The sequence below is a fragment of the Arthrobacter pascens genome (assembly GCF_030815585.1).
GTDB classification, from domain to species: domain Bacteria; phylum Actinomycetota; class Actinomycetes; order Actinomycetales; family Micrococcaceae; genus Arthrobacter; species Arthrobacter pascens_A.
Window position 1 is genome coordinate 1,686,267 of sequence record NZ_JAUSWY010000001.1, and the last position, 22,089, is coordinate 1,708,355.

19 protein-coding genes are annotated in these 22,089 nt (G+C 65.0%); 13 read left to right on the plus strand and 6 right to left on the minus strand.

What is annotated here, in order from left to right:
* Positions 1 to 22 precede the first annotated feature (22 nt).
* Both QFZ30_RS07925 and QFZ30_RS07930 read right to left on the minus strand, forming a co-directional pair.
* Positions 23 to 793, minus strand: a complete 771-nt coding sequence (locus QFZ30_RS07925) for a type 1 glutamine amidotransferase (protein WP_307075033.1) — start codon at positions 791 to 793, stop codon at positions 23 to 25.
* A complete protein-coding gene (locus QFZ30_RS07930) occupies positions 790 to 2,082 on the minus strand; it encodes a Mur ligase family protein (protein WP_307075034.1) in 1,293 nt (430 codons plus the stop codon). Before QFZ30_RS07930 ends, QFZ30_RS07925 begins: the two co-directional genes overlap by 4 nt.
* A gap of 92 nt (positions 2,083 to 2,174) precedes the next feature.
* Here QFZ30_RS07930 and pdxT point away from each other — a divergent pair, with 92 nt between their 5' ends.
* From pdxT to QFZ30_RS07975, 9 genes are all read left to right on the plus strand, one after another.
* The gene (gene pdxT / locus QFZ30_RS07935; RefSeq protein ID WP_307075036.1) at positions 2,175 to 2,885 is read left to right on the plus strand and encodes a pyridoxal 5'-phosphate synthase glutaminase subunit PdxT; all 711 of its coding nucleotides are present in this window, start codon (positions 2,175 to 2,177) and stop codon (positions 2,883 to 2,885) included.
* Positions 2,886 to 2,888: 3 nt separating this feature from the next.
* On the plus strand, positions 2,889 to 3,644 hold the full coding sequence (locus tag QFZ30_RS07940; protein ID WP_307075039.1) for a YebC/PmpR family DNA-binding transcriptional regulator: 756 nt from the start codon (positions 2,889 to 2,891) through the stop codon (positions 3,642 to 3,644).
* Positions 3,645 to 3,679: 35 nt separating this feature from the next.
* On the plus strand, positions 3,680 to 4,258 hold the full coding sequence (ruvC, locus tag QFZ30_RS07945) for a crossover junction endodeoxyribonuclease RuvC (RefSeq protein ID WP_307075041.1): 579 nt from the start codon (positions 3,680 to 3,682) through the stop codon (positions 4,256 to 4,258).
* Between the two features lie 91 nt (positions 4,259 to 4,349).
* Complete coding sequence (ruvA, locus tag QFZ30_RS07950) at positions 4,350 to 4,994, plus strand: Holliday junction branch migration protein RuvA (protein ID WP_307075043.1); 645 nt, start codon at positions 4,350 to 4,352, stop codon at positions 4,992 to 4,994.
* Positions 4,987 to 6,075: a Holliday junction branch migration DNA helicase RuvB gene (gene ruvB / locus QFZ30_RS07955; protein ID WP_307075045.1), complete on the plus strand. Its 1,089-nt coding sequence runs from the start codon at positions 4,987 to 4,989 to the stop codon at positions 6,073 to 6,075. Before ruvA ends, ruvB begins: the two co-directional genes overlap by 8 nt.
* A gap of 186 nt (positions 6,076 to 6,261) precedes the next feature.
* Positions 6,262 to 6,657 carry a preprotein translocase subunit YajC gene (yajC, locus tag QFZ30_RS07960; protein WP_307075047.1) on the plus strand — a complete coding sequence of 132 codons (396 nt, stop codon included), beginning with the start codon at positions 6,262 to 6,264 and terminating at the stop codon, positions 6,655 to 6,657.
* A 115-nt stretch (positions 6,658 to 6,772) separates the two neighbouring features.
* Positions 6,773 to 8,530 (plus strand): protein translocase subunit SecD, encoded by a 1,758-nt coding sequence (secD, locus tag QFZ30_RS07965; RefSeq protein ID WP_307075049.1) that lies wholly within the window; start codon positions 6,773 to 6,775, stop codon positions 8,528 to 8,530.
* A complete protein-coding gene (secF, locus tag QFZ30_RS07970) occupies positions 8,530 to 9,549 on the plus strand; it encodes a protein translocase subunit SecF (protein ID WP_307075051.1) in 1,020 nt (339 codons plus the stop codon). Before secD ends, secF begins: the two co-directional genes overlap by 1 nt.
* 138 nt (positions 9,550 to 9,687) lie before the next feature.
* Entirely contained in the window at positions 9,688 to 12,081 is a 2,394-nt protein-coding gene (locus QFZ30_RS07975) for a RelA/SpoT family protein (RefSeq protein ID WP_373462823.1), read from the plus strand.
* Here QFZ30_RS07975 and QFZ30_RS07980 read toward each other — a convergent pair.
* The 3 genes from QFZ30_RS07980 to QFZ30_RS07990 form a co-directional block, all read right to left on the minus strand.
* Complete coding sequence (locus QFZ30_RS07980; protein WP_307075053.1) at positions 11,962 to 12,732, minus strand: type IV toxin-antitoxin system AbiEi family antitoxin; 771 nt, start codon at positions 12,730 to 12,732, stop codon at positions 11,962 to 11,964. The genes QFZ30_RS07975 and QFZ30_RS07980 overlap by 120 nt on opposite strands.
* 114 nt (positions 12,733 to 12,846) lie before the next feature.
* Positions 12,847 to 14,628 carry a DUF349 domain-containing protein gene (locus tag QFZ30_RS07985; RefSeq protein WP_373462824.1) on the minus strand — a complete coding sequence of 594 codons (1,782 nt, stop codon included), beginning with the start codon at positions 14,626 to 14,628 and terminating at the stop codon, positions 12,847 to 12,849.
* Between the two features lie 67 nt (positions 14,629 to 14,695).
* Positions 14,696 to 15,502: a peptidylprolyl isomerase gene (locus QFZ30_RS07990; RefSeq protein WP_307075055.1), complete on the minus strand. Its 807-nt coding sequence runs from the start codon at positions 15,500 to 15,502 to the stop codon at positions 14,696 to 14,698.
* A 239-nt stretch (positions 15,503 to 15,741) separates the two neighbouring features.
* Between QFZ30_RS07990 and hisS the strand changes: the two genes are divergently transcribed.
* The 3 genes from hisS to QFZ30_RS08005 all read left to right on the plus strand — a co-directional run bounded on the left by hisS (position 15,742) and on the right by QFZ30_RS08005 (position 19,886).
* On the plus strand, positions 15,742 to 17,112 hold the full coding sequence (gene hisS, locus QFZ30_RS07995) for a histidine--tRNA ligase (RefSeq protein ID WP_307080143.1): 1,371 nt from the start codon (positions 15,742 to 15,744) through the stop codon (positions 17,110 to 17,112).
* Positions 17,113 to 17,203: 91 nt separating this feature from the next.
* Positions 17,204 to 18,985 (plus strand): aspartate--tRNA ligase, encoded by a 1,782-nt coding sequence (gene aspS / locus QFZ30_RS08000; RefSeq protein ID WP_307075057.1) that lies wholly within the window; start codon positions 17,204 to 17,206, stop codon positions 18,983 to 18,985.
* 127 nt (positions 18,986 to 19,112) lie between these two features.
* Entirely contained in the window at positions 19,113 to 19,886 is a 774-nt protein-coding gene (locus tag QFZ30_RS08005; RefSeq protein ID WP_307080144.1) for a GNAT family N-acetyltransferase, read from the plus strand.
* Positions 19,887 to 19,893: 7 nt separating this feature from the next.
* On the opposite strand, the gene QFZ30_RS08010 is transcribed toward QFZ30_RS08005, so the two are convergent.
* A complete protein-coding gene (locus QFZ30_RS08010; protein ID WP_307075059.1) occupies positions 19,894 to 20,568 on the minus strand; it encodes an acVLRF1 family peptidyl-tRNA hydrolase in 675 nt (224 codons plus the stop codon).
* A gap of 67 nt (positions 20,569 to 20,635) precedes the next feature.
* On the opposite strand from QFZ30_RS08010, the gene QFZ30_RS08015 reads away from it, so the two are divergent.
* Positions 20,636 to 22,048 (plus strand): replication-associated recombination protein A, encoded by a 1,413-nt coding sequence (locus tag QFZ30_RS08015; protein ID WP_307075061.1) that lies wholly within the window; start codon positions 20,636 to 20,638, stop codon positions 22,046 to 22,048.
* Positions 22,049 to 22,089: the final 41 nt, after the last annotated feature.

Sequence of the window (22,089 nt, forward strand, 5' to 3'; positions counted from 1 at the left end):
GGGTTTCAGCGCGGCCGGGTGTTCAGCGCGGTCGGCGGGCAGCGTGTTCCCTGGCAAGTGCGGCATAGTGGTCGTCCGGGGTGCCGGGGACAAAGGTGCCGTACTTGCGTTCGGCGGCGGTCCTGATCAGGAAATCGGCGATGGCGGGGTTCTTCGGGAGGAGCGAACCGTGCAGGTAGCTGGCCACTATATTGCGGAAGCGCGCGCCCTCATGGCCGTCGCTGCTGTTGTTGCCTGTTCCTTTGGCCACGGTCCCCAACGGCCGGACGCCGCTGCCCAGGGTGGTCTGTCCGCTGTGGTTCTCGTAGCCGAGCACCTCGCCGAATTCTGCCGTTGCCACCTTGACGTTCCCGATGAGCCGTTCGTCCGTGCCGTGCGTTTCGACGTCCAGGATGCCGATGCCGGGAATCACGGAGCCCGTGCGGGTCTTGAAGAACCGTCCGAAAAGCTGGTAAAGGCCGCAGATGACCAGCATGGGGGCGCCATCCTCCGCCAGCTCCGTGAGGTTGCCTGCCCGTGAATGCAGGTCATCCTGGATGACCAACTGGCCGCTGTCCTGCCCGCCGCCGCCCAGAATGATGTCCACATCCGCCGGAAATTCGTCTCCGACGTTGTATTCCAGCAGCTCCGGGGTATACCCGTGCCAACCAATGCGCCGCTTGAGAACCAGGGCGTTACCCCAGTCGCCGTAGATGTTCATGTCGCGCGGATAAAGCTGCACGACCCGGATTGTGCCCTTGCTGCCCGTTGTCTCCGTACCAGTTGGCTCTGCGCCCGTTGGTTCCGCGGTCATGAGACCACCTCCACTGTGGTGATTTTGGACAGCTCGCGGCGGATGGCCAGCATGGCGGTGTAAGTGCAGAAGATCCGCTTGGGCTTGGCCTTTGACTCACGGATGAAGGCGGCCAATGCCGTGGTGATGTCGGGCTGGACCGCGCCGATCCGGACCTCGTCGTACTGCAGGCGCAGGGCCATGTCATAGGCGCGGGAACCGGTCAGCTGGTCCACGCCGCCGCTGCGGAGCGAATCGAATTCCACATCCCACAGCCAGGACATGTCCCGGCCGTCGGCGTAGTTGTCGTTAATTGCAATCATCGTGGCATAGCCGCTCGCCGGGAACGACTTCAGGCCAAGCCGGAAGCCGCTGGGGTTCTTCACCAGGACCAGGTCCAGCGGCTGACCGTCCACGGTGAGGCTTTCGCCCCGGCCGAAGGCCGGTGCCACCTGGGACAGCGCGGTGAGCAGCGTGGCGTGGTCGGCAGTTGCGGCGCCACCGCCGCAGATGCTGCGGGCGAGCGTCAGCGCTGCCGCGGCATTAAAGATGTTGTAGACACCGCGGAGCTTCATCGCCGTGGTGACAGTGACGCCGTCGTACTCAAAATCGGCCGTGTCCGGCCCGACCCTGCGGAGGACGACGTCGGCCGGCGGCTTTTCCGGGAGGTTGGCCGGAACCGGGCTCCCGGGTGCAGCCCGCATGTCGTCATCGTTCGGGAAGGTGCTCAGGAGGGAGTCGTCCAGGCCGAAATACCGGACTTCCTGTCCGGCGAGGGTGTCCGCGATGCGGGCCACCCGCGGGTCTTCCCGGTTCAGCACCACCGTTCCCGTGGTTTTTGCCGCAATCTGCTGCAGCAGCTGGGCTGTGTTGTCAATCTCCCCGAAACGGTCAAGCTGGTCGCGCAGCACGTTCAGTAGGAGGCTGTAACGCGGCGGAACGCTGTTCACAAAGTGCACGGCGTGGGCTTCGTCCAACTCCAGGACGGCAACGTCCGCACTGAGCCGGCCGCGCCAGTCCACCTCGCCGAGCAGGGCCGCTGCCACGCCGCGGGTGAAATTGCTGCCGGTGCGGTTGGTGAAGACCTTCAGCCCCTGGCTCTCCAGGAGTTCTACCACCATCTTGGTGGTAGTGGTCTTGCCGTTGGTTCCGCTCACCACTGCAACGCCGTGGGGGAGGGTGGCGAGAGTCCGCTGCATAAAGCCAGGGTCGATTTTTTCGACCACCAGCCCGGGCAGGGCGGACCCGCCGCCCCTGAGCCGGGACACCCGGCGGACCAGCTTGCCGAGGGGAACACTGAAGTAAAGCATGCTCTGTAATATATCCCAGCTGCGGCATGGAACCCGGCCCCCGGGCGCCCTTGGGGGAAGAGAGCGCCCGGCGGGCGCATTATGCTGAATGGATGACAAACCCCCCTTCGGAAGCTCCTGCACGTGTGGGCTCGGGTCTGCGGATCGGCGTCCTTGCGCTCCAGGGAGACTTCCGCGAGCACCTCCGGGCTGTGGAGGCTGCCGGTGCCGCCGGCGTCGGGATCCGCCGGCCTGCGGAACTTCAGGGACTGGACGGGCTCATCGTCCCCGGTGGTGAATCCACCGCCATCGACAAGCTGGCACGCGCCTTTGACCTTGCCGAGCCGCTGCGGAGCCGTATCAAGGACGGGCTGCCCGTGTACGGATCCTGCGCGGGCATGATCCTGCTGGCGGACGAGATCGCAGATCCCGCCACCGACCTCGCCGGCGAACCGCAGCAGACCTTCGGCGGCCTGGACATCACCGTGCGCCGCAACGCCTTCGGGCGCCAGCGTGAGTCCTTCGAGACCGACCTTGATTTCAAGGGCCTGGACTTCAGTGCCACTGACGCCGGAGTTGCACCCGTCCACGCCGTATTCATCCGTGGACCGTGGGTGGAACGCGTGGGACCCGGCGTGGAGGTCCTGGCCCAGGTGGAACCCGCAGACCCGGCCCACGCGTCCCACGCCGCGACGCTGCCGGGGACGGCTAGAATTGTTGCAGTGCGTTCAGGCCATCTGCTGGCCACCTCCTTCCACCCGGAAGTGACTGGGGAAAAACGCGTACACGAACTTTTTATCCGAATGATCAGAGGAGAAGCGTAAAGCATGTCAGGCCACTCCAAATGGGCAACGACGAAGCATAAGAAAGCCATCCTCGATAGCCGCCGCGCCAAATCGTTCGCCAAGCTGATCAAGAACATCGAAGTCGCTGCCCGCATGGGCGGACCGGACCTTTCCGGCAACCCGAGCCTCGAACTCGCCGTCACCAAGGCCAAGAAGACCTCGGTCCCCGCAGACAACATTGACCGCGCCATCAAGCGCGGGGCCGGCCTCACCGGTGAAGTGGTCGACTACACCGAAATCATGTACGAATGCCGCGGACCGCAGGGTTCGGCGCTCCTCATCGAATGCCTCACGGACAACAAGAACCGTGCCGCTTCGGAAGTGCGCCTGGCCATCTCCCGCAACGGCGGAACCATCGCCGATCCCGGTTCGGTGAGCTACCTCTTCAGCCGCAAGGGTGTTGTGTCACTGCCCAAGAAGGACCTGACCGAGGACGACGTGCTGATGGCCGTCCTCGACGCCGGAGCCGAGGAAGTCAAGGACAACGGCGACACCTTCGAGATCCACTCGGAGCCGACCGATCTCCAGGCCATCCGCGAGGCACTCAAGGAAGCCGGGATCGAGTACGACACCGACGAAGCTGAGTTCGTGCCCTCCATGGAGGTGCCGCTGGACCTGGATGCCGCCAAGAAATTCATGAAGCTCGTGGACGCGCTGGAAGACCTCGACGACGTCCAGAACGTCTACAGCAATGCGGACCTCAGTGACGAAGTCCAGGCCGCCCTGGAAGCCGAGTGATCTTCCGCCTTGCGGAATAGGGCGGCTGCGGGACGGTGACGCTGCGCGTACTGGGGGTTGACCCGGGGCTTACCCGTTGCGGCATCGGGGTTGTCGACGTCGAGCGCAACAGGCGGGCCACCATGGTTGCTGTGGGCGTGGTCGGTACGTCCCCGGAGGAGACCCTGGACCAGAGGCTCCTGGTGATCGCCCTCGCCATCGATGACTGGCTGGACCGCTACGAACCCCACGTCCTCGCCGTGGAGCGCGTTTTCTCGCAACTCAATGTCAGCACCGTGATGGGGGTGGCGCAGGCGTCCGGCGTGGTGATTGCAGCAGCGGCCCGGCGCGGGATCCCGGTGGCGCTGCACACGCCGTCGGAAGTCAAGGCAGCCGTCACCGGCAGCGGAACCTCCAACAAGGATGCGGTGACCAAACTCGTCACCAAGATCCTCAGGCTGGACGCACCGCCACGCCCGGCCGATGCCGCCGACGCCCTGGCGCTGGCCATCACGCACGCCTGGCGCGCGGGCAGCGGTGCCGCGGTGGCCACCACCGGGCCGGGAAGCTCCTCCCTGACCCCGGCCCAGCGGGCGTGGGCAGATGCCGAGGCGAAGGCGCGCCGCGCACGCTGAATGTCCCGGCGCCTTGCTAGGGTATTCGTAGATATGTTCGGATAGTCGGGTTCTGTCCCTAAGAGCCCGGCGGTACACCAGGAGCCCGGCCTTGATCAGTTTCCTTCGCGGAACAGTAGCGCACGTTGGTCTTTCCACGGCCGTGATCGACCTCAACGGTGCGGGAATGAGCGTCAACGCCACCCCGCAGACCCTTAGCCGGCTCCGCACCGGCGAAGAAGGCAAGCTGTTCACCTCGCTGATTGTGCGCGAGGATTCGTTGACACTTTTCGGTTTTGCATCCGACGACGAACGCGAAGTCTTCGACGTCCTCCTCAGTGTCAGCGGCGTGGGACCCCGGCTTGCCCTCGCGGTGCTGGCCGTCCACGAGCCCGAAGCCATCCGGGTCGCGGCCCACACGGGGGACAGCAAAACGTTCACCAAAGTGCCGGGCATCGGGCCCAAGGTGGCCGGCAGGATCGTGCTGGAGCTCGCCGGCAAATTGGTGCCGCATGGCACGCCGGGAGCCGCCCAACCGTCCACCCCGGCGGAGGCTGCCTGGAAACCACAGGTGGTGGCGGCCATGACCAGCCTCGGATGGTCTGAAAAGGACGCCGCGGCAAGCATCGACAAGGCACTTGCGGACGATCCCGAGGTTTCCTTCCGGGGCAACGTGGCTGAAATCCTGCGGACCACGCTCCGCTGGCTTGGCCAGGACGGTGCGCGAGCGGGCAACCGTGTAGGCAGCCGTGGCTGAACCGTCGGTGGTGGCGGCTGGGGAAGAACCCGAAGAGCGGGTTATCGAGGCTGCGCTCAGGCCCAAGAACCTGCACGATTTTGTGGGCCAGCACCGCGTCCGGAAACAGCTCTCGCTGGTCCTGCAGGCCTCGCGGATGCGTGGCAGGAGTGCCGACCACGTACTCTTCTCGGGCCCGCCCGGGCTGGGCAAGACCACGTTGGCCATGATCGTGGCATCCGAAATGAATGCCCCATTGAGGATCAGCAGTGGGCCCGCCATCCAGCACGCCGGTGACCTCGCGGCGATCCTTTCCTCGCTCTCCGAAGGCGAGGTCCTGTTCCTGGACGAAATCCACCGGATGTCCAGGCCGGCTGAAGAGATGCTCTACATGGCCATGGAGGACTTCCGGGTGGACATCGTCGTGGGCAAGGGTGCCGGCGCCACGGCAATTCCCCTGGAGCTTCCGCCGTTCACCCTGGTGGGTGCCACCACCCGTGCGGGGCTGCTGCCGGGCCCGCTGCGTGACAGGTTTGGTTTCACCGGGCACCTGGAGTTCTACTCGGTGGCCGAGCTTGAGCTGGTGCTCAGAAGATCCGCAGGCCTGTTGGACCTTAAGGTCAATTCCGCTGGGTTCAGCGAAATTGCCGGCAGGTCCAGGGGGACCCCCCGGATCGCCAACCGGCTGCTTCGGCGCGTGCGTGACTGGGCGCTGGTGCACGGCATTGAACAGATCGACGCCCGCGCGGCCTCGGCGGCCCTGGATATGTATGAGGTGGACAAGCGTGGGCTTGACAGGCTGGACCGTGCCGTCCTTGAAGCCCTGATCACCAAGTTCGGCGGAGGACCCGTGGGGCTTTCCACCCTGGCCATAGCCGTCGGTGAGGAGACCGAGACGGTGGAGACAGTGGCGGAGCCTTTCCTGGTACGGGAAGGACTCCTTGGGCGGACCCCGCGCGGCCGCATCGCCATGGCCCCGGCGTGGACCCACCTGGGCTATGCCGTCCCGGCCGGGGTGTTCGGACAGGAGCCGCTGGATCTGTTTGAAGCGGACGCGGAGAGCGAAGAACCGGCGGCGGACTGGGCCCCGAACAGCCAATAGCACCGCCCTTTCAGCTTTTCCCTTTAGACTGGTATGACGCTCGGCATGTTCGGGTCTTTGTTCCGCAGGCGGCACCACCCGCTGCCGGTGGATGGCACGCAGTTTTCTGCCAGGCCACCCGGTTCAAAGCGGACGTTGCCCTACACCAATACGCCAGTACAGAACGGAAACTTCCCTGTGGATCCAATGAACATCGTCTTGTTCGCCATGCTCGGAATCTTTATCTTCATGATGTTCCGCCGCAACAAGAAGACCAAGGAGCAGCAGGCAACGCTGCAGTCCCAGTTTGCGCCTGGAGTTGAGGTCATGACGAGCTTCGGTCTCTTTGGCCGGATTGTCTCGATGGATGATGAAGAAAACAAGGTTGTTCTGGAGCTCTCTCCCGGGAACCTTGCCACCGTGCACCGCCAGGCGGTCACCAAGATTGTTGAGCCTGCTGCCGTCACTGAGGATGAGGCCGCTGTTGTTCCGGATGACGCCTCCTCCCTGACAGTGGAGGAAACCGGACCGTCAGCAGCAACGGCCGAGACGCCGGATGAGACCCCTAAGCGCCTCAACGACGAGGGCAAGAAGGACAGCTAGCCCGCTCTGCCGCACGGCAACCCGCGCTTCAACACCTCTACGGCTGCGGTCCGCCGCCGGTGGGAGCAACAGGCTCGCACCGGCGGTTCCTCCGTAAATAAGAGAAAGATCGACAATGGCACGAACTGGCCCCAAAAACTCAGCAATCAGGGTGCTGGTCTGGCTCGGCGTAACACTCGTCGTGCTGACCGCCGTCCTGGCCGGCGGCATCATGTCCGGACAGGCAAGCTGGGCTCCCAAGCTGGCGCTGGACCTTGAAGGCGGCACCCAGATGATCCTGGCGCCCAAGGTTGAAGGCGGTTCGGACATTAACGAAGAGCAGCTCAACCAGGCGGTTGCCATCATCCGCCAGCGCGTTGACGGCTCCGGTGTTGCCGAAGCCGAAATCAGCACCCAGTCCGGCCGCAACGTGGTTGTTAGCCTCCCGGGCACCCCTTCGTCGCAGACCAGGGCCCTCATCCAGGCCTCAGCGGACATGAACTTCCGCCCGGTCCTCCTCAACGGAGCCGGCGCCCCGGTCCCCACAGAATCGCTCACGCCCGAGGACCAGCTGCCCAAGCCGACCGCCGAACCGGCCAACGGCAGCGACACCAACTGGATCACGGCCGAGGTCTACCGGAAATTCGAAACCCTGGACTGCGACAACCCGTCCCAGGACAAGCAGGAACGCTCGGACCCCACCAAGCCGCTGGTTACCTGCGAGCCGGCCACGGACACCGCCCCTGCCATCAAGTACATCCTGGGTCCGGTGGAGGTCAAGGGCACCAACATCGTCACCTCCTCGTTCCAGCTTCAGCAGGGTGCACAGGGAGCGGTGACGAACGACTGGGCAGTCAACATCCAGTTCGACGACGAAGGCACAGCCAAGTTCAAAGAGGTCACCGAGCGGCTGAACCAGTTCTATGTCGCTGCTGGCGGCGAGACAGGCACCGACCCCAAGTCGCAGTTCGCCATCGTCCTGGACGACCAGGTCATCTCCGCTCCGCGGTCCCTTGCTGTCATCACGGACGGCCGCCCTCAGATCACGGGCGGATTCACCGAGCAGACGGCAAAGGCACTGTCAGACCAGCTGCGCTTCGGTGCGCTGCCGATCAGTTTTGAAATCCAGAGCGAGCAGCAGATCTCCGCGACGCTGGGTGGCGAACAGCTCCGCATGGGCCTCCTGGCCGGCCTGATAGGCCTGCTCCTTGTGGTTGTGTACTCGCTCTTCCAGTACCGTGCCCTGGGCTTTGTCACCATCGCCTCCCTGGTGGTTGCCGGTGCCCTGACCTACCTGGCCATAGCAATCCTGGGATGGACGGAGAATTATCGCCTCTCCCTGGCAGGCGTGGCCGGGATCATCGTGGCCATCGGCCAGACAGCTGACTCGTTCATCGTCTACTTTGAACGCATCCGTGATGAGCTGCGCGAGGGCCGAGGACTGGTTTCCGCGGTGGAAAACGGCTGGAAGCGGGCCAAACGTACCGTACTGGCCTCGAAGGCCGTCAACCTGCTCGCTGCGCTGGTCCTGTACTTCGTTGCGGTTGGCAACGTCCGCGGTTTCGCGTTCACCCTCGGCCTGACCGCCATCGCCGACCTCATCGTTGTGTTTATGTTCACCCACCCGACACTGCGGCTGCTCGCGCGCACCAAGTTCTTCGGCGAAGGCCACCGTTTCTCCGGCCTTGACCCGAAGCGCCTGGGCGCAGTTCCGCTCTACCTCGGTGCCGGGCGCCTGCGCACGCCGGAGGCCAAGCCCGGAGTGGTCCGGGCCAAAAACACCGGAGCCGCAGCCGAGGCAGAACGCAGGATGACCATCGCGGAACGCCGCCTCGCGGAAAAGCAGGAGCAGCTCACTGGCTCCTCCAAGAGCGCAGCCAAGGAGAACAAGTAATGTCCAGCTTTGCCAATTTCGGTAACGAGCTTTACACCGGCAAGCGCTCATACAACTTTGTGGGCGCCAAGAAGATCTGGTTCCTCATCGCGGCGGTGGCCGTGGCACTGTCCATCCTGACCCCGGTCGCCAAAGGCGGCTTCAACCTGGGCATCGAGTTCCGCGGCGGTTCGGAGTTCACTGTCTCGAATGTCAAGACCACTGACGCTGCCGCCGGGGAGAAGGCAGTCCAGGACGTGGTGGCAGGGAGCGTTCCCCGCGTGGCCAACGTGGCAGGGACTACCATGCGCATCCAGACCGACAAGCTCACGGATGACGAGACGATCAAGATCCGCGAGGGCCTGACTGCGGCCTATGGGGTCACCGACAACGAGGTGACTTCCACTTTCGTGGGACCCACATGGGGTGCGGACGTCACCAAACAGGCCCTGCTGGGGCTTGTGATCTTCGTGGTCCTGGCAGCCGTTCTGATGGCCCTGTACTTCAGGACCTGGAAGATGTCGCTCTCAGCGATCACGGGCATGGCGGTGACGATGTTCATCACCGCCGGTGTCTATGCGCTCAGTGATTTCGAAGTGACACCCTCAGCCATCATCGGCTTCCTCACGGTGCTCAGCTACTCGCTCTACGACACCGTGGTGGTGTTCGATAAGATCCGCGAAAACACGGCTGACATTGATGCATCCACCCGCCGCACCTTCGCGGAGGAGGTCAACCTTGCGGTCAACCAGACCCTGGTCCGCTCCATCAACACCATGATGGTGGCCATCCTCCCGGTGGGGGCCATCCTTTTCATCGGCGCCGGGCTGCTGGGCGCCGGTACACTGCGCGACCTGTCGCTGGCACTGTTCGTCGGTATCCTGATCGGCACGGCCGCCACCATATTCGTGGCCGCACCGATGTATGCGTGGCTGCGCCAGAACGAACCCGAGCTGGTAAAGCAGGCCAGGCGGGTGGAGCACCGCAGGGGCGAGACCGCCTCCCGTACAGCCGCTCCGTCCGCGCCCGCCCAAGCCTGAGCCCACGGCCCAAACGGGCCGGAATGGCGTCCGAACACTGACGCCATTCCGGCCCGTCCGCATTTAAGCGCCGGTTACATAAGAGTCCTGACGGAGGAATAGACTGAGGTAATTAAACGGGTTGTGAGGGGTGCTTCATTGGAAGAACGTTCGGCGTCGGTGCCAACGGCAGGCGGGAACAACAGTCCGGGCCACGGACCGCAGACCGGGCTGGCTGCTTCCGCACGTCCCGGACCGGTTGTACCCGTGGACAACTCGGGTGCCCGCCCCACGTTTCCCGGCCGACGTGAGCGTACCCGGTCCCGGCTTGCACGCCTGACGGGGCGAAGCGCGGCAAACTATTCGCCCATCCTTGAACCGCTGCTGCGGACAGTCCGGGCGAACAACCCCAAAGAAGACTTCGAGCTCATCCAGCACGCCTTCGAAGTGGCCGAACGCAGCCACCGGGGGCAGAAGCGCAAGAGCGGCGATCCATACATCACCCACCCCGTGGCGGTCGCCACCATCCTCGCTGAACTGGGCCTGAGCGGCACCACCCTTGCCGCAGCGCTGCTCCATGACACGGTGGAGGACACCCCGTACACCCTGACGGACCTGAAGCGGGACTTCGGACCGGAAGTCGCCATGCTGGTTGATGGGGTCACCAAGCTGGACAAGGTCAGCTTCGGTGAGGCTGCCCAGTCCGAGACCGTCCGCAAGATGGTTGTGGCCATGGCCAAGGACATCAGGGTCCTCATGATCAAACTTGCCGACAGGCTGCACAATGCGCGCACTTGGCGTTTTGTGTCCGCGGAATCCTCCGCCCGGAAGGCCCGCGAAACCCTGGAAATTTTTGCACCGCTGGCCCACCGGCTGGGTATGAACACCATCAAGTGGGAGCTGGAGGACCTGTCCTTCGCGGCACTCTATCCAAAGGTCTATGAGGAGATCGTCCGGATGGTGGGCGACCGCACTCCAGAGCGGGAGAAGAGCCTGGGGGTCATTAGGGACCAGATCGCAGATGACCTTCGGACCGCCAGGATTAAGGCGACGATCACGGGCAGGCCCAAGCACTATTACTCGATCTACCAGAAGATGGTGGTCCGGGATAAGGACTTCGACGACATCAACGACCTCATGGGCGTCCGGGTGCTGGTCGATTCGGTGCGGGACTGTTACGCCGCGCTGGGCACCATGCATTCACGCTGGAACCCCCTGCCAGGGCGTTTCAAGGACTACATTGCGATGCCCAAGTTCAACATGTACCAGTCCCTCCATACCACAGTGATCGGGCCCGGCGGTAAACCGGTGGAGATCCAGATCCGGACTCACGAAATGCACCGGCGCGCCGAATACGGTGTTGCCGCGCACTGGAAGTACAAGGATCAGCCCAACCGTACGGCCACCGGCCCTGGCAGCCCCCGCGACGGCGACATGGGCTGGCTCAGGTCCCTGGTGGACTGGCAGCAGGAAACCTCCGATCCGGGGGAGTTCCTGGATTCCCTTCGCTTTGAAATCAATGCCCGCGAAGTCTTCGTCTTTACGCCCAAGGGCGAGGTCATGGCACTGCCGGCCGGATCAACCCCCGTGGACTTCGCGTACGCCGTGCACACAGAGGTAGGGCACCGCACCATCGGGGCCAGGGTCAACGGCAAGCTGGTTCCCCTCAACAGCGAGCTGAACCACGGCGACTGGGTGGAGATCTTCACCTCCAAAGCCGAAGGCGCCGGGCCAAGCCAGGACTGGCAGCATTTCGTCAAGAGCGCCCGCGCACGCAACAAGATCCGCCAGTGGTTCAGCAAGGAGCGCCGGGAAGAAGCGATCGACCGCGGCAAGGAGCTCTTGACCCGGGCCATGCGGAAGCAGAACCTTCCGCTGCAACGGTTGATGACGCACGAAGCGTTGGCGGCGGTGGCCGAGGACTTCAAATACGTGGACATCTCCGGCCTCTACGCCGGTGTGGGAGACGGACACACCTCCGCTCAGTCGGTGATGGAGAAGCTCGTCGAAAGCCTCGGCGGCAACGAAAGCACTGACGACGACGTCACGGAAGTCAGCATCCCCACCCAGGTGGCTAAGACCCGGTTCTCCGACTCCGGCGTGGTGGTGCGGGGGGTGGGCGATGTCTGGGTGAAGCTGGCCCGCTGTTGCACCCCGGTACCGCCGGATCCGATTCTCGGATTTGTCACGCGCGGCTCCGGTGTTTCAGTCCACCGCACGGACTGCACCAACATTTCCGACCTCAAAGACCAGCCCGACAGGATCGTTGACGTGGACTGGGCTCCCACACAGTCCAGCGTGTTCCTGGTGGAGATCCAGGTGGAAGCCTTGGACCGGAAGTCGCTGCTCTCCGATGTCACGCGTGTCCTGTCCGAAAACCATGTGAACATCCTGGCCGCGAGTGTGCATACGTCCACGGACCGCGTGGCGATCTCACGGTTCGCGTTCGAGATGGGCGACCCCAAGTACTTGAGCCACGTCCTGAGTGCGGTCCGACGGATAGACGGCGTGTTCGACGTCTATCGGACCACGGGCAACAAGCGCAGGAGCTAGCAGGGCCAGCTTCTCAAGTGCAGCCTTCTTGTGCGGCACCCGGGGGGTCGACTCTATGGCAAGGATCAACAGCCGGAGCCGGACGTCGTTCTCCGGGCGTGCCAACAGTCCTTCCAGTGCGGGGATGGCCCGCTGGGTCTCCACATGGAGCGCAATGTCCAGGGCAGTGCGCAGCGGGCTGGAGACCATCAGCCCGCCCATGCTAACGACGTCAAATGGCCCGAGCCTGACTTCGTGGAGCGTGCAGCCCCGGGTGTTGCGAAGGCTCGAAATCCGGCGTTTCGCGTCAACCAGGAGTGCCAACCGGTCCGGTTCCCCGGCACAGCCGTAGATCCAGGCCGCCGTCATGCGCCCTGCCACCACCCGCTGCCGGATGGCCGCCGGCACGGCGTTGGCCGCTGCCCGTGCTCTCAGCTGCGGGGATGCCGCAATGTCCGGCAGCGTATAGCCGTGCTGGTGGAACTGGGCGAGGACGCCGTCGGCAGCGAGTGATTGAAGTTCCGGCGAGGTGAATGGCCGACCCGGCGAGTAAAGCTCCGGGTATTGCGGGAGCACGGTGCCTCCGCCTGAGGCAATCGTTGTGGCCGGGCCGGCCCTTGTGGACTGAGCCGTGTTGGGACTGGCTGCGGGGCGTTGGGACGATGGTGCCATCCAGTCATCTTGCCGTGACGGCCCCAAACGAGTACAGGCCCGGCTCCGGTTATGTGGATAACCGGAGCCGGGCCTGCGATACGGCGCCATGCGACGCCCTTTGCGAAGCAGAAGTCAGGCGAGCTCGCTGGCAGAACGCTGGATCTGGTCCAGCCACGCCTGCCGTGCCTCGAGGGCTTCCCTGGCTGCCTTGATCTTGCGCTTGTCGCCGGCCTTCTCGGCCTTGGCCAGGTCTTCCTGCAGCCCGGCAATCGCCGACTCCAACTGCGAGAGCGCGCTGTTGGTGCGTGCCTTCGTCTCAGGGTTGGACCGCTGCCAGTTTTCCTCTTCGGCGTGACGGACAGCGTCCTCCACCTTGCGGAGACCGGCTTCAGTGCGTCCCATGTCCGCGCGGGGAACCTTGCCGGCTTCTTCCCAGCGGTCACGGATGGACTGAAGCGTCTTTTTGGCGGCGGCCAAATCCTTGATCGGGAGGATGGCGTTCGCCTCGACCAGGAGGGCTTCCTTCACGGTGAGGTTGGCCGCATACTCCTGGTCGATCTCCTCGTTGGCGGCCTGCCGGGAGGTGAAGAACACATCCTGGGCTGCGCGGAAGCGGGCCCACAGGGCGTCGTCGTCCTTGCGGCTGGCGCGCGGGGAAGCCTTCCACTCGTCCATCAGGCGGCGGTATTCACCTGCGGCGAACCCCCAGTCCGTTGAATTGGACAGGGCCTCGGCCTCCGCGATGAGCTTCTCCTTGACTGACTTAGCAGCCGAGTTGTTACTGTCCAGCTGGGAGAAATATGCCCTGCGGTGACGGTCAAAGACGGTGCGGGCGGCACGGAAACGCTTCCACAGGGCATCCTCATTGCTGCGGCCCAGCCTCACACCGCTCTTCTGGGCTGTCTTCCAGCTTTCGAATAGCTCGTTCATCCGGGCGCTGGAAGTCTTCCACTGGATCTGTGAAGGATCCTGGCCGGAGATTTCCTCAGCCTCTGCCACGATTGCCTCTCGGGCGGACAGCTCGGCAGCCCGAACGGCGTCGTGCTCTGCCTTTTCCGCTGCCTCGAGTTCCGTGATCTGGGCCGACAGGGTATCCAGCCGTGCCTCCGCGGAGCGCAGATCGCCCACGATGTTACGTTCAGCGAGCTGCTCGCGCAGGTGGGTGACGGTTTTCTGCATGTCGGTGCTGGGAGCCTTGGAACTGACTCGCTGCTCGAGCAGAACAATCTGGGCCACGATGTCGTCGTATTTCCTGGCGAAGTACGCGAGGGCCTCGTCATCGCTGACCCCGGGGTACTGGCCCACAGGGTGCTCCTCGCCGTCGATCATTAGGAAGACGTGGCCGTCGCCTTCCACTCGGCCCCAGCGTGCGGCTTCTGCCAGCGACGTCGCGGACGGAATGGGGGCAGGGGCTGCTACCGGCGCAGCCGCCGCCGGCTTGGGCCGCGCGGCGAATGCTGCCGGGGACGGCGCCGGACGTGGCGCAGGTGCGGGGACGGGTGCAGGGCCCGGCGCAGGTGCCGCAGTGGCTGGATCAGCTTCAACCGGCGCAGTATCAGTGGCAGTTTCCGCGGCAGCGGGAGCCTCCGTAGGCGCCGGGGCCTCAACTGTTGGGCTCTGGTCTGCCGCGGCCTCAGCCTCCGGGGTGGGGGCTTCTGCTTCTTCAGCGGCGGCCGCTTCGGGCGCAGTGGATCCAGCTGCGGCTTCCTCAGCTGCATCACCATCGACTGGTGCCTGATCCTCCGGGGCCGGTTCAACCGGCGGGGCCTGTTCGGCCACGGCCTCGTCGGCCGGAGCCTGTTCAGTCACGGCCTCGTCGGCCGGAGCCTGTTCGGCCATGGCTTCTGGGGCCACGGGGGCCGTCGCCTCGGTCAGGTCTGCTGCTGTTTCGTCGGATTTCTGACTGTCTGTCACCGCTAAAAGTCTTTCGCTTGGAGGGAAATACTCACGTACTGCACCGCGGCCACAGGGACCGGGCTTCCTACTTCAGAGACAACGAGTCTATCGTGACTGCTTCCACGGGCGCGCCGTCCGTGGCGTTAGTGCCGGGAGCGATTCCCGCGGCGGCAATATTGGTCACCACGTCCAGTCCTGATGTCACCCGCCCCACCACCGTATAGCCACCGGCGGAATCGGGTGGGATTACGGTGTCCTTGTAGACGATAAAGAACTGGGTACCGTTTCCGTAGGCATTGTCTCCTGTTCTGGCCACAGCAATCGTCCCGGCAGGATAAGTGTTGTCTGCCGGGGTATTTTCCAGCGGGCCCCAGGTGTAGTCGGGATTGCCGCTTCCCTTGCCGTCGGCGGACCCGCATTGCAGGACGCCGAAGGATTCCCCGGTGGTGAGGCGGTGACAGGTTTTCCCGGTGAAATAGCCCTCATCGCTGAGGGACTTGAACACGGCGGATGCCTGCGGGGCGGTGGTTCCGTCGAGTTCCACACCGACTGTCCCGCTGTTCAGCTTCAGCTCGCCGGTAAACACCTTGCCCGCGGCGGTATCCGCTGCCGGAATATCGGGGCCATTGGTGGCCTGCGCGGACGGAGTGGGGGAAGCGGACGGGCTGTTCAGGCCCGCCTCGGCCGCCGCAAACTCCTCTTCGGTGGGGTTCCCCGCAAATGCAGTGAGCTGAAGTACGACGGCGAGCACCACTGCGGCGGCACCGGCACCGGCGGCGATGAAGTTGTCCCGCTTGCGCCGTTTTTCCTGCTCCCGGCGCAGCTCGCGCTTTGCTTCCATCTGCTGGATGCGCCGTTTGGCTTCGCGGGCACTGCGTGAACTGGCCGCCAAGGGTCCTCCTGTATGTCCGGTTGCGGCATGCCCGCCTTCAGGGGGCCGCGCGCAAATTGTCTGACGGCAGCAGTCAACGCCGTTGTCCGCCGTATTAGAGATGCAGGCGGATGACGCATAAACTGACTGCCGCACATAGTTTATGCATGACTGGCTGGACTGCCGCCGTTCCCGGCCCGTTTCGGGCGGAATGCCGGGCAAAGTCCCAGGCACCCTTCATCAAGAGGAGAGTTTCCACCATGGCACGCACCGCCTCCCTGTCCGGATTCCCTGAGTGGCTTCCCGAGGAACGGCTGGTGGAACTGCATGTGCTGGATACGTTGCGCAGGGTTTTCGAGTTGCATGGTTTCGCTTCGATCGAGACCCGTGCCGTGGAAACGGTGGGCCAGCTGCTGCGCAAAGGCGAGATCGATAAAGAGGTCTATGGCCTCAGCCGGCTCCAGGACGAGGACGGCGAAGGCACCGATGCAGGTAAGGCCGGAAAACACGATCCCCACGCCCTCGCCCTGCACTTCGACCTGACGGTGCCCTTTGCCCGTTACGTGGTGGAAAACGCCGGCTACCTCGCCTTTCCGTTCCGGCGCTACCAGATCCAGAAGGTGTGGCGTGGCGAACGGCCACAGGAGGGCAGGGCCCGCGAATTCATCCAGGCGGACATAGACGTGGTGGGCGACGGCGAACTGCCCTTCCGCTATGACGTGGAGATCGCCCTGGTTATCGCCGAGGCTCTGAGCGCCCTGCCCATTCCGGATTTCAGGCTGCGCATCAACAACAGGAAGCTCGCCGAGGGCTTCTATCGCGGCATCGGCCTGGATGACACTGCAGGCGTGCTGCGCAGCATCGACAAACTGGAAAAGATCGGCCCCGCCAAGGTCGCCGACCTTTTGAAGACCGAGCTCAGCGCCACTGATGAGCAGGCGCAGGCGGCGCTGCAGCTGGCCGGGATCCGCACCGAAGACACCTCGTTTGTGGCGCAGGTCCGTGCCCTCGGCGTCAGCAACGAGCTGCTCGAAGAGGGTCTGGACGAACTGGAACAGGTGATCGAGGCGGCAGTGCAGCGTGCCCCGGGGAAGGTTATCGCCGACCTCAGCATTGCCCGCGGCCTGGACTACTACACCGGAACTGTGGTTGAGACCGTTTTGGTGGGCCACGAGCAGCTCGGTTCCATCTGCTCCGGAGGCCGCTACGACGCCCTGGCATCCAAGGGCAACCGGAAGTTCCCGGGCGTCGGGCTGTCCATAGGTGTCACCCGGCTCGTATCCAGGATCCTTAGCCATGATCTGGCCAAGGCCTCCCGCTCGGTGCCTACCGCCGTTCTGGTTGCCCTTACCAACGACGACAGCTGGGGTGCTGCGCAGGACGTCGCGGCGCAGCTCCGGAGCCGCGGAATCGCCACTGAAGTGGCTGCCAAGGCCGAGAAGTTCGGCAAGCAGATCAAGTTTGCCGACCGGCGGGGGATCCCATTTGTCTGGTTTACAGACGACGACGGCAATCACCAGGTCAAGGACATCCGTTCCGGAGACCAGGCCGATGCCGACCCCGTACGCTGGACGCCGCCGTCGGAAGACCTTGCCGTCCAGGTGAAAACCGCCGCGGCACAGCCGGCCTGACCCAACAGGTAAACTCAAACGGGATTGTTCCCGGAACAATTCTCTTCAGTTTCACTCTGTTTTCTCGCTGTCTCCTTCAGAAAGGCGTGCTGTGCTGCGCACACATGACCTCGGATCCCTTCGTTCCGAGCACATTGGACAAACCGTAACCCTGGCTGGCTGGGTGGGCCGCCGTCGTGATCACGGTGGTGTTGCATTCGTGGACCTGCGTGATGCGTCGGGCGTGGCCCAGGTTGTGGTCCGTGAGGAAGAGGTCTTCCACGGTCTGCGCAATGAGTATGTCCTCCAGGTCACCGGCACCGTTTCCAAGCGGCCCGAGGGCAACGAGAACCCTGCGCTGGCGACCGGTGGGATCGAAGTCATGGCCGACAAGGTGGTCATTCTGAACACCTCCGAGCCGCTGCCCTTCCAGATCGACGAACATGTCGAGGTGGGCGAGGAAGCACGCCTGAAGCACCGGTACCTGGACCTCCGCCGTCCCGGCCCCAGCCGCAACCTCCGGTTGCGCTCCGAAGCCAACCGGGTGGCACGTGAACTGCTCCACCAGGACGGCTTCGTGGAGGTCGAGACCCCCACGCTGACACGCTCCACGCCCGAAGGCGCCCGGGACTTCGTGGTTCCCGCCCGTCTGGCACCAGGATCCTGGTACGCGCTTCCGCAGTCCCCCCAGCTTTTCAAGCAGCTGCTCCAGGTGGGCGGCTTCGAGAAGTATTACCAGATCGCGCGCTGCTACCGCGATGAGGACTTCCGCGCGGACCGCCAGCCGGAGTTCACCCAGCTGGACATCGAAGCGAGCTTCGTGGACCAGGACGACATCATCGCGCTGGGCGAAAACATCGTCAAAGCCCTGTGGAAGCTGATCGACGTGGAGATCCCCACGCCCATCCAGCGCATCACCTACGCGGACGCCATGGCGAGGTACGGCTCGGACAAGCCGGACCTTCGTTTCGGCGTGGAGCTGACCGAGCTCACCGAGTTCTTCAAGGACACCAACTTCGGCGTCTTCAAGGCCCCGTACGTCGGCGCCGTTGTGATGCCCGGCGGTGCGTCCCAGCCACGCCGCACCCTGGACGGCTGGCAGGAGTTCGCCAAGCAGCGCGGTCACAAGGGGTTGGCCTACGTCCTCTTCAAGGAGGACGGCGAACTGGCCGGACCGGTCGCGAAGAACCTGACCGACGCCGAGCGGTCAGGCCTGGCCGACGCAGTGGGGGCCAACCCCGGTGACTGCATCTTCTTTGCCGCCGGAGAGAAGCCGGCCGCCCGCGCCCTCCTGGGCGCCGCCCGGGTGGAGATCGGCCACCGCACCGGCCTGATCGATCCCAAGGCCTGGGCGTTCTGCTGGGTGGTGGATGCCCCGATGTTCGAACCTGCTGCAGCAGCCGTTGCTTCCGGCGATGTGGCCGTCGGTGCCGGCAAGTGGACTGCCGTCCACCATGCCTTCACCTCGCCCAAGCCGGAGTTCCTGGACTCATTCGACAAGGACCCCGAGTCCGCACTTTCCTACGCCTACGACATCGTCTGCAACGGCAACGAAATCGGCGGCGGATCGATCCGTATCCACGAGCGCGACGTCCAGGAGCGGGTGTTTGAACTGATGGGCCTGGACAAGGCCGACGCCCAGACCAAGTTCGGCTTCCTGTTGGAGGGCTTCAAGTTCGGTGCCCCTCCGCACGGCGGCATAGCGTTCGGCTGGGACCGCGTGGTCGCGCTCTTGGCCGGTGTTGAGTCCATCCGCGACGTCATCGCCTTCCCGAAGACCGGTAACGGCTACGACCCGCTCACGGCGGCACCGGCGCCGATCACGCCACAGCAGCGCAAGGAAGCCGGCGTGGACTTCAAGCCTGAGGCCAAGAAGGCTGAACCGGGCGCGTAAGCAGTAGCGGCGGTTCCGTACCGCCAAACGAACTATTCTGCGTTACCTGAAGGCTCTCCTGCGAAGGGGAGCCTTCAGCACTTGCTGCCTGCAGTCATTACTCAAGGAGGAAACCGTGGAGCCCACGATGGAAAACTTTGAAGCTCTGATGGATTCCGCTTGGCTGGCGCCGGAGCGGTACGACACAGGGGAGTGGGTGCTCCGCGCAGCGGATGGAGTCACCCAGCGCGCCAATTCCGTCTGGCCGCGGGCCGAGGCTGTGGATACGCCCGCCGCCGTCCGAGCTGCCGCATTGTGGTACCGCCGGCGGAGGCTGCCGGCGATCTACCAGGTCACGGACACCCCGCGCAACGCAGCCCTGAACGCGGTGCTGGACATGCAGGGTTACACGCGGCAGTCGGAAACGCTCATCATGTGCAGGGAGACGGGTCCCTCCGGCCCCGGGTCCTCCGGAGCGCACGCCCCGGTCGAACTGGCGGACGATCCGAGTGGCGAGTGGCTGGACCTCTGGTGGAGCGTTGACGGCCGCGGCGGCCCGGCCGAACTGGAAACCGCCCGTCGAATCCTGACCGGCTGCCCGTCGCTGTATGCGCTGGTGAGGTCCGACGACGGCTCCCCGGCCGCCGTCGGACGCCTCGCTGTTCCTTCACGCGGGGAGGGCGGACATGGCGGAATCTATTGCATGGCCACCCGGCCTGAGTCCCGGCGCCGCGGATTCGCCGGGATGGTGCTGAGGTCGCTCATCGATGGAGCGGTTGCGGCGGAGGCCGGCAGGCTCTGGCTGCTGGTCACGGCTTCGAACCCAGGCGCACGGGCACTCTACGCCAAGGCAGGCTTCCAGGAAGTGGGCCGCTACTCGTATCGTCAGGAGCGGCCGAAGCGCGCCCTGACCGGCTGCTGACAAGGCCCTACGCCGGTGCGTCCGCCACCTGGATCCTCACGGCGCAAACATCCGCTGCTGCCTTCTTCAGGACCGCGGTGCGGGGATCGGGCACGTCGAGGTAGGCCAGCCGTGGGAGCTTGGCGTAGTCCTTCAGGGCTGGGTCTTCCAGCACCAGGTCCACCAGGGTGCGGTCCCCGCCCGGAACGACGTATTCGAAGGACTGGCCGCTGAACACCTGGCGGGCCTGCCCGGCGACAGCCTGTACCAGCTCATCCGCCTGGTTGGAGCGGCGGCGTGCAAACCTCTGCTGCGACTGGCCTCCTGCGGCCGTCCTGGACTGCACGTACCTGGTGCCTGCTTTGGACGCGACGATGACTCCTTCGCTGGCCACAGCGATGCCGTACCCTCCCCGCCGGACCAGGAGAAGGCTGAGCCGGCGAGGTTGGGAGGCGATGGACGCCAGCCGCTCCAACGGATCGGCGCCACGTCCCGGCCGGCCGTCCGCTGGCCACGGCGGCTGCAGCAGCGCCGTTGCGCCATCCGCCGCCAGGAGCCGCACGCCGTCGTCGTCATCGCTGAGCCGGAAGCCGCCGTGGGCGGCGCTGAACCGCTCCACCCAACCCGGCAGCCGCCGTCCCGGCACAAAAGCGGTCCTGACGGAGCCCGTACGGCCCGCGCCGTCGGCGCGGTGAGCTGTCATGAGGACCCCTTTTTGGCTGGAGGAGGGCTGGCGGAACGAAGCGGTGAACTATGAGTAGCCTATCTATGTGGATGATCTCTTCGGCCAAGGGCCCGATAACGACGACGACGGCGACAGCGGTGCGCCTGGCGCCGCCGGAACCGGTGCGGGCGGCAATGCGTCCCCCCGCAGCCCGCTTGCCGTCAGGATGCGGCCGCGGACCCTGGACGACGTGGTGGGACAACAGCACCTTCTGGGGCAGGGCTCGCCGCTGCGGCAGCTCGCTGCCGGTGCTGACGCAGGCGGGCCCGCCGGACCGGCGTCGGTCATCCTCTGGGGACCTCCCGGGACCGGAAAAACCACCCTTGCCCACGTGATCGCCAAGGGGCGTGGCCGGAAGTTCGTCGAGCTGTCCGCCATCACCGCGGGCGTCAAGGACGTGCGGCGCGTGATGGACGAGGCCCTGACAGCCCGGGACCTCTACAAGACCACCACCGTGCTGTTCCTGGACGAGATCCACCGGTTCAACAAGGCGCAGCAGGATGCCCTCTTGCCGGGGGTGGAAAACCGCTGGGTGGTCCTTGTGGCAGCCACCACTGAAAATCCATCCTTTTCCGTGGTCTCGCCGCTCCTGTCCCGGTCACTGTTGCTGACCCTGAAGCCGCTCACCGACGCCGACGTCGAGGGCCTGGTCCAGCGTGCGGTGTCGGATGCCCGCGGGCTGAACGGGAAAGTGGAGCTCACGGACGAAGCGCTGGCCCACCTGGTCAGGCTGTCCGGCGGCGACGCCCGGCGCGCCCTGACCGCACTCGAGGCCGCCGCCGGCGTGGCGTTTGGTGACGCCGACGACACCGGCGCCGGTCCCGTCACGGTTGAGTTGAAACATACGGAGCGGGCCCTGGATGTGGCCGCTGTCCGCTATGACCGCGCCGGCGACCAGCACTACGACGTCGCGAGTGCTTTCATCAAATCCATCCGCGGCTCCGATGTGGACGCGGCGCTGCACTACCTGGCCCGGATGCTCGAGGCGGGGGAGGATCCGCGCTTTGTGGCCCGGCGCATTGTGATTTCAGCAGCGGAAGATGTTGGCATGGCGGACCCCACCGCGCTGCAGACTGCCGTAGCCGCGGCACAGGCGGTCCAGCTCATTGGGATGCCGGAGGGCCGGATTGTGCTGGCCGAGGCTGTGGTGCACCTGGCGACGGCGCCGAAGTCCAATGCGGCGTACATGGGAATCAACAAGGCAGTTGCCGACGTCCGCGCCGGGCTGGGCAACGGGATCCCTGCCCACCTGCGTGATGCGCACTATCCCGGGTCAAAGCAGTTGGGCCACGGGCTGGGCTACAAGTACGCCCACGACGCCCCGCACTCCGTAGCCACGCAGCAGTACCCGCCCGACGACCTGGTGGGCCGGGACTACTACGAACCCACGGTCAACGGTGCGGAGCGGGACATCGCTGTGAGGCTTGAACGGCTCCGCAAGATCATCCGCGGAAACTGATGCGCGCCGCCCCTGCAAGGGAGACCCAGGGGAAAGTGCGG

Excerpts from the sequence above, each read along its gene's own strand:
- QFZ30_RS07925 (WP_307075033.1), bottom strand. The coding sequence starts at position 793 with ATGACCGCGGAACCAACGGGCGCAGAGCCAACTGGTACGGAGACAACG.
- QFZ30_RS07930 (WP_307075034.1), bottom strand. The coding sequence starts at position 2,082 with ATGCTTTACTTCAGTGTTCCCCTCGGCAAGCTGGTCCGCCGGGTGTCC.
- pdxT (WP_307075036.1), top strand. The coding sequence starts at position 2,175 with ATGACAAACCCCCCTTCGGAAGCTCCTGCACGTGTGGGCTCGGGTCTG.
- QFZ30_RS07940 (WP_307075039.1), top strand. The coding sequence starts at position 2,889 with ATGTCAGGCCACTCCAAATGGGCAACGACGAAGCATAAGAAAGCCATC.
- yajC (WP_307075047.1), top strand. The coding sequence starts at position 6,262 with ATGAACATCGTCTTGTTCGCCATGCTCGGAATCTTTATCTTCATGATG.
- secD (WP_307075049.1), top strand. The coding sequence starts at position 6,773 with ATGGCACGAACTGGCCCCAAAAACTCAGCAATCAGGGTGCTGGTCTGG.
- secF (WP_307075051.1), top strand. The coding sequence starts at position 8,530 with ATGTCCAGCTTTGCCAATTTCGGTAACGAGCTTTACACCGGCAAGCGC.
- QFZ30_RS07980 (WP_307075053.1), bottom strand. The coding sequence starts at position 12,732 with ATGGCACCATCGTCCCAACGCCCCGCAGCCAGTCCCAACACGGCTCAG.
- hisS (WP_307080143.1), top strand. The coding sequence starts at position 15,742 with ATGGCACGCACCGCCTCCCTGTCCGGATTCCCTGAGTGGCTTCCCGAG.
- QFZ30_RS08005 (WP_307080144.1), top strand. The coding sequence starts at position 19,113 with ATGGAAAACTTTGAAGCTCTGATGGATTCCGCTTGGCTGGCGCCGGAG.
- QFZ30_RS08010 (WP_307075059.1), bottom strand. The coding sequence starts at position 20,568 with ATGACAGCTCACCGCGCCGACGGCGCGGGCCGTACGGGCTCCGTCAGG.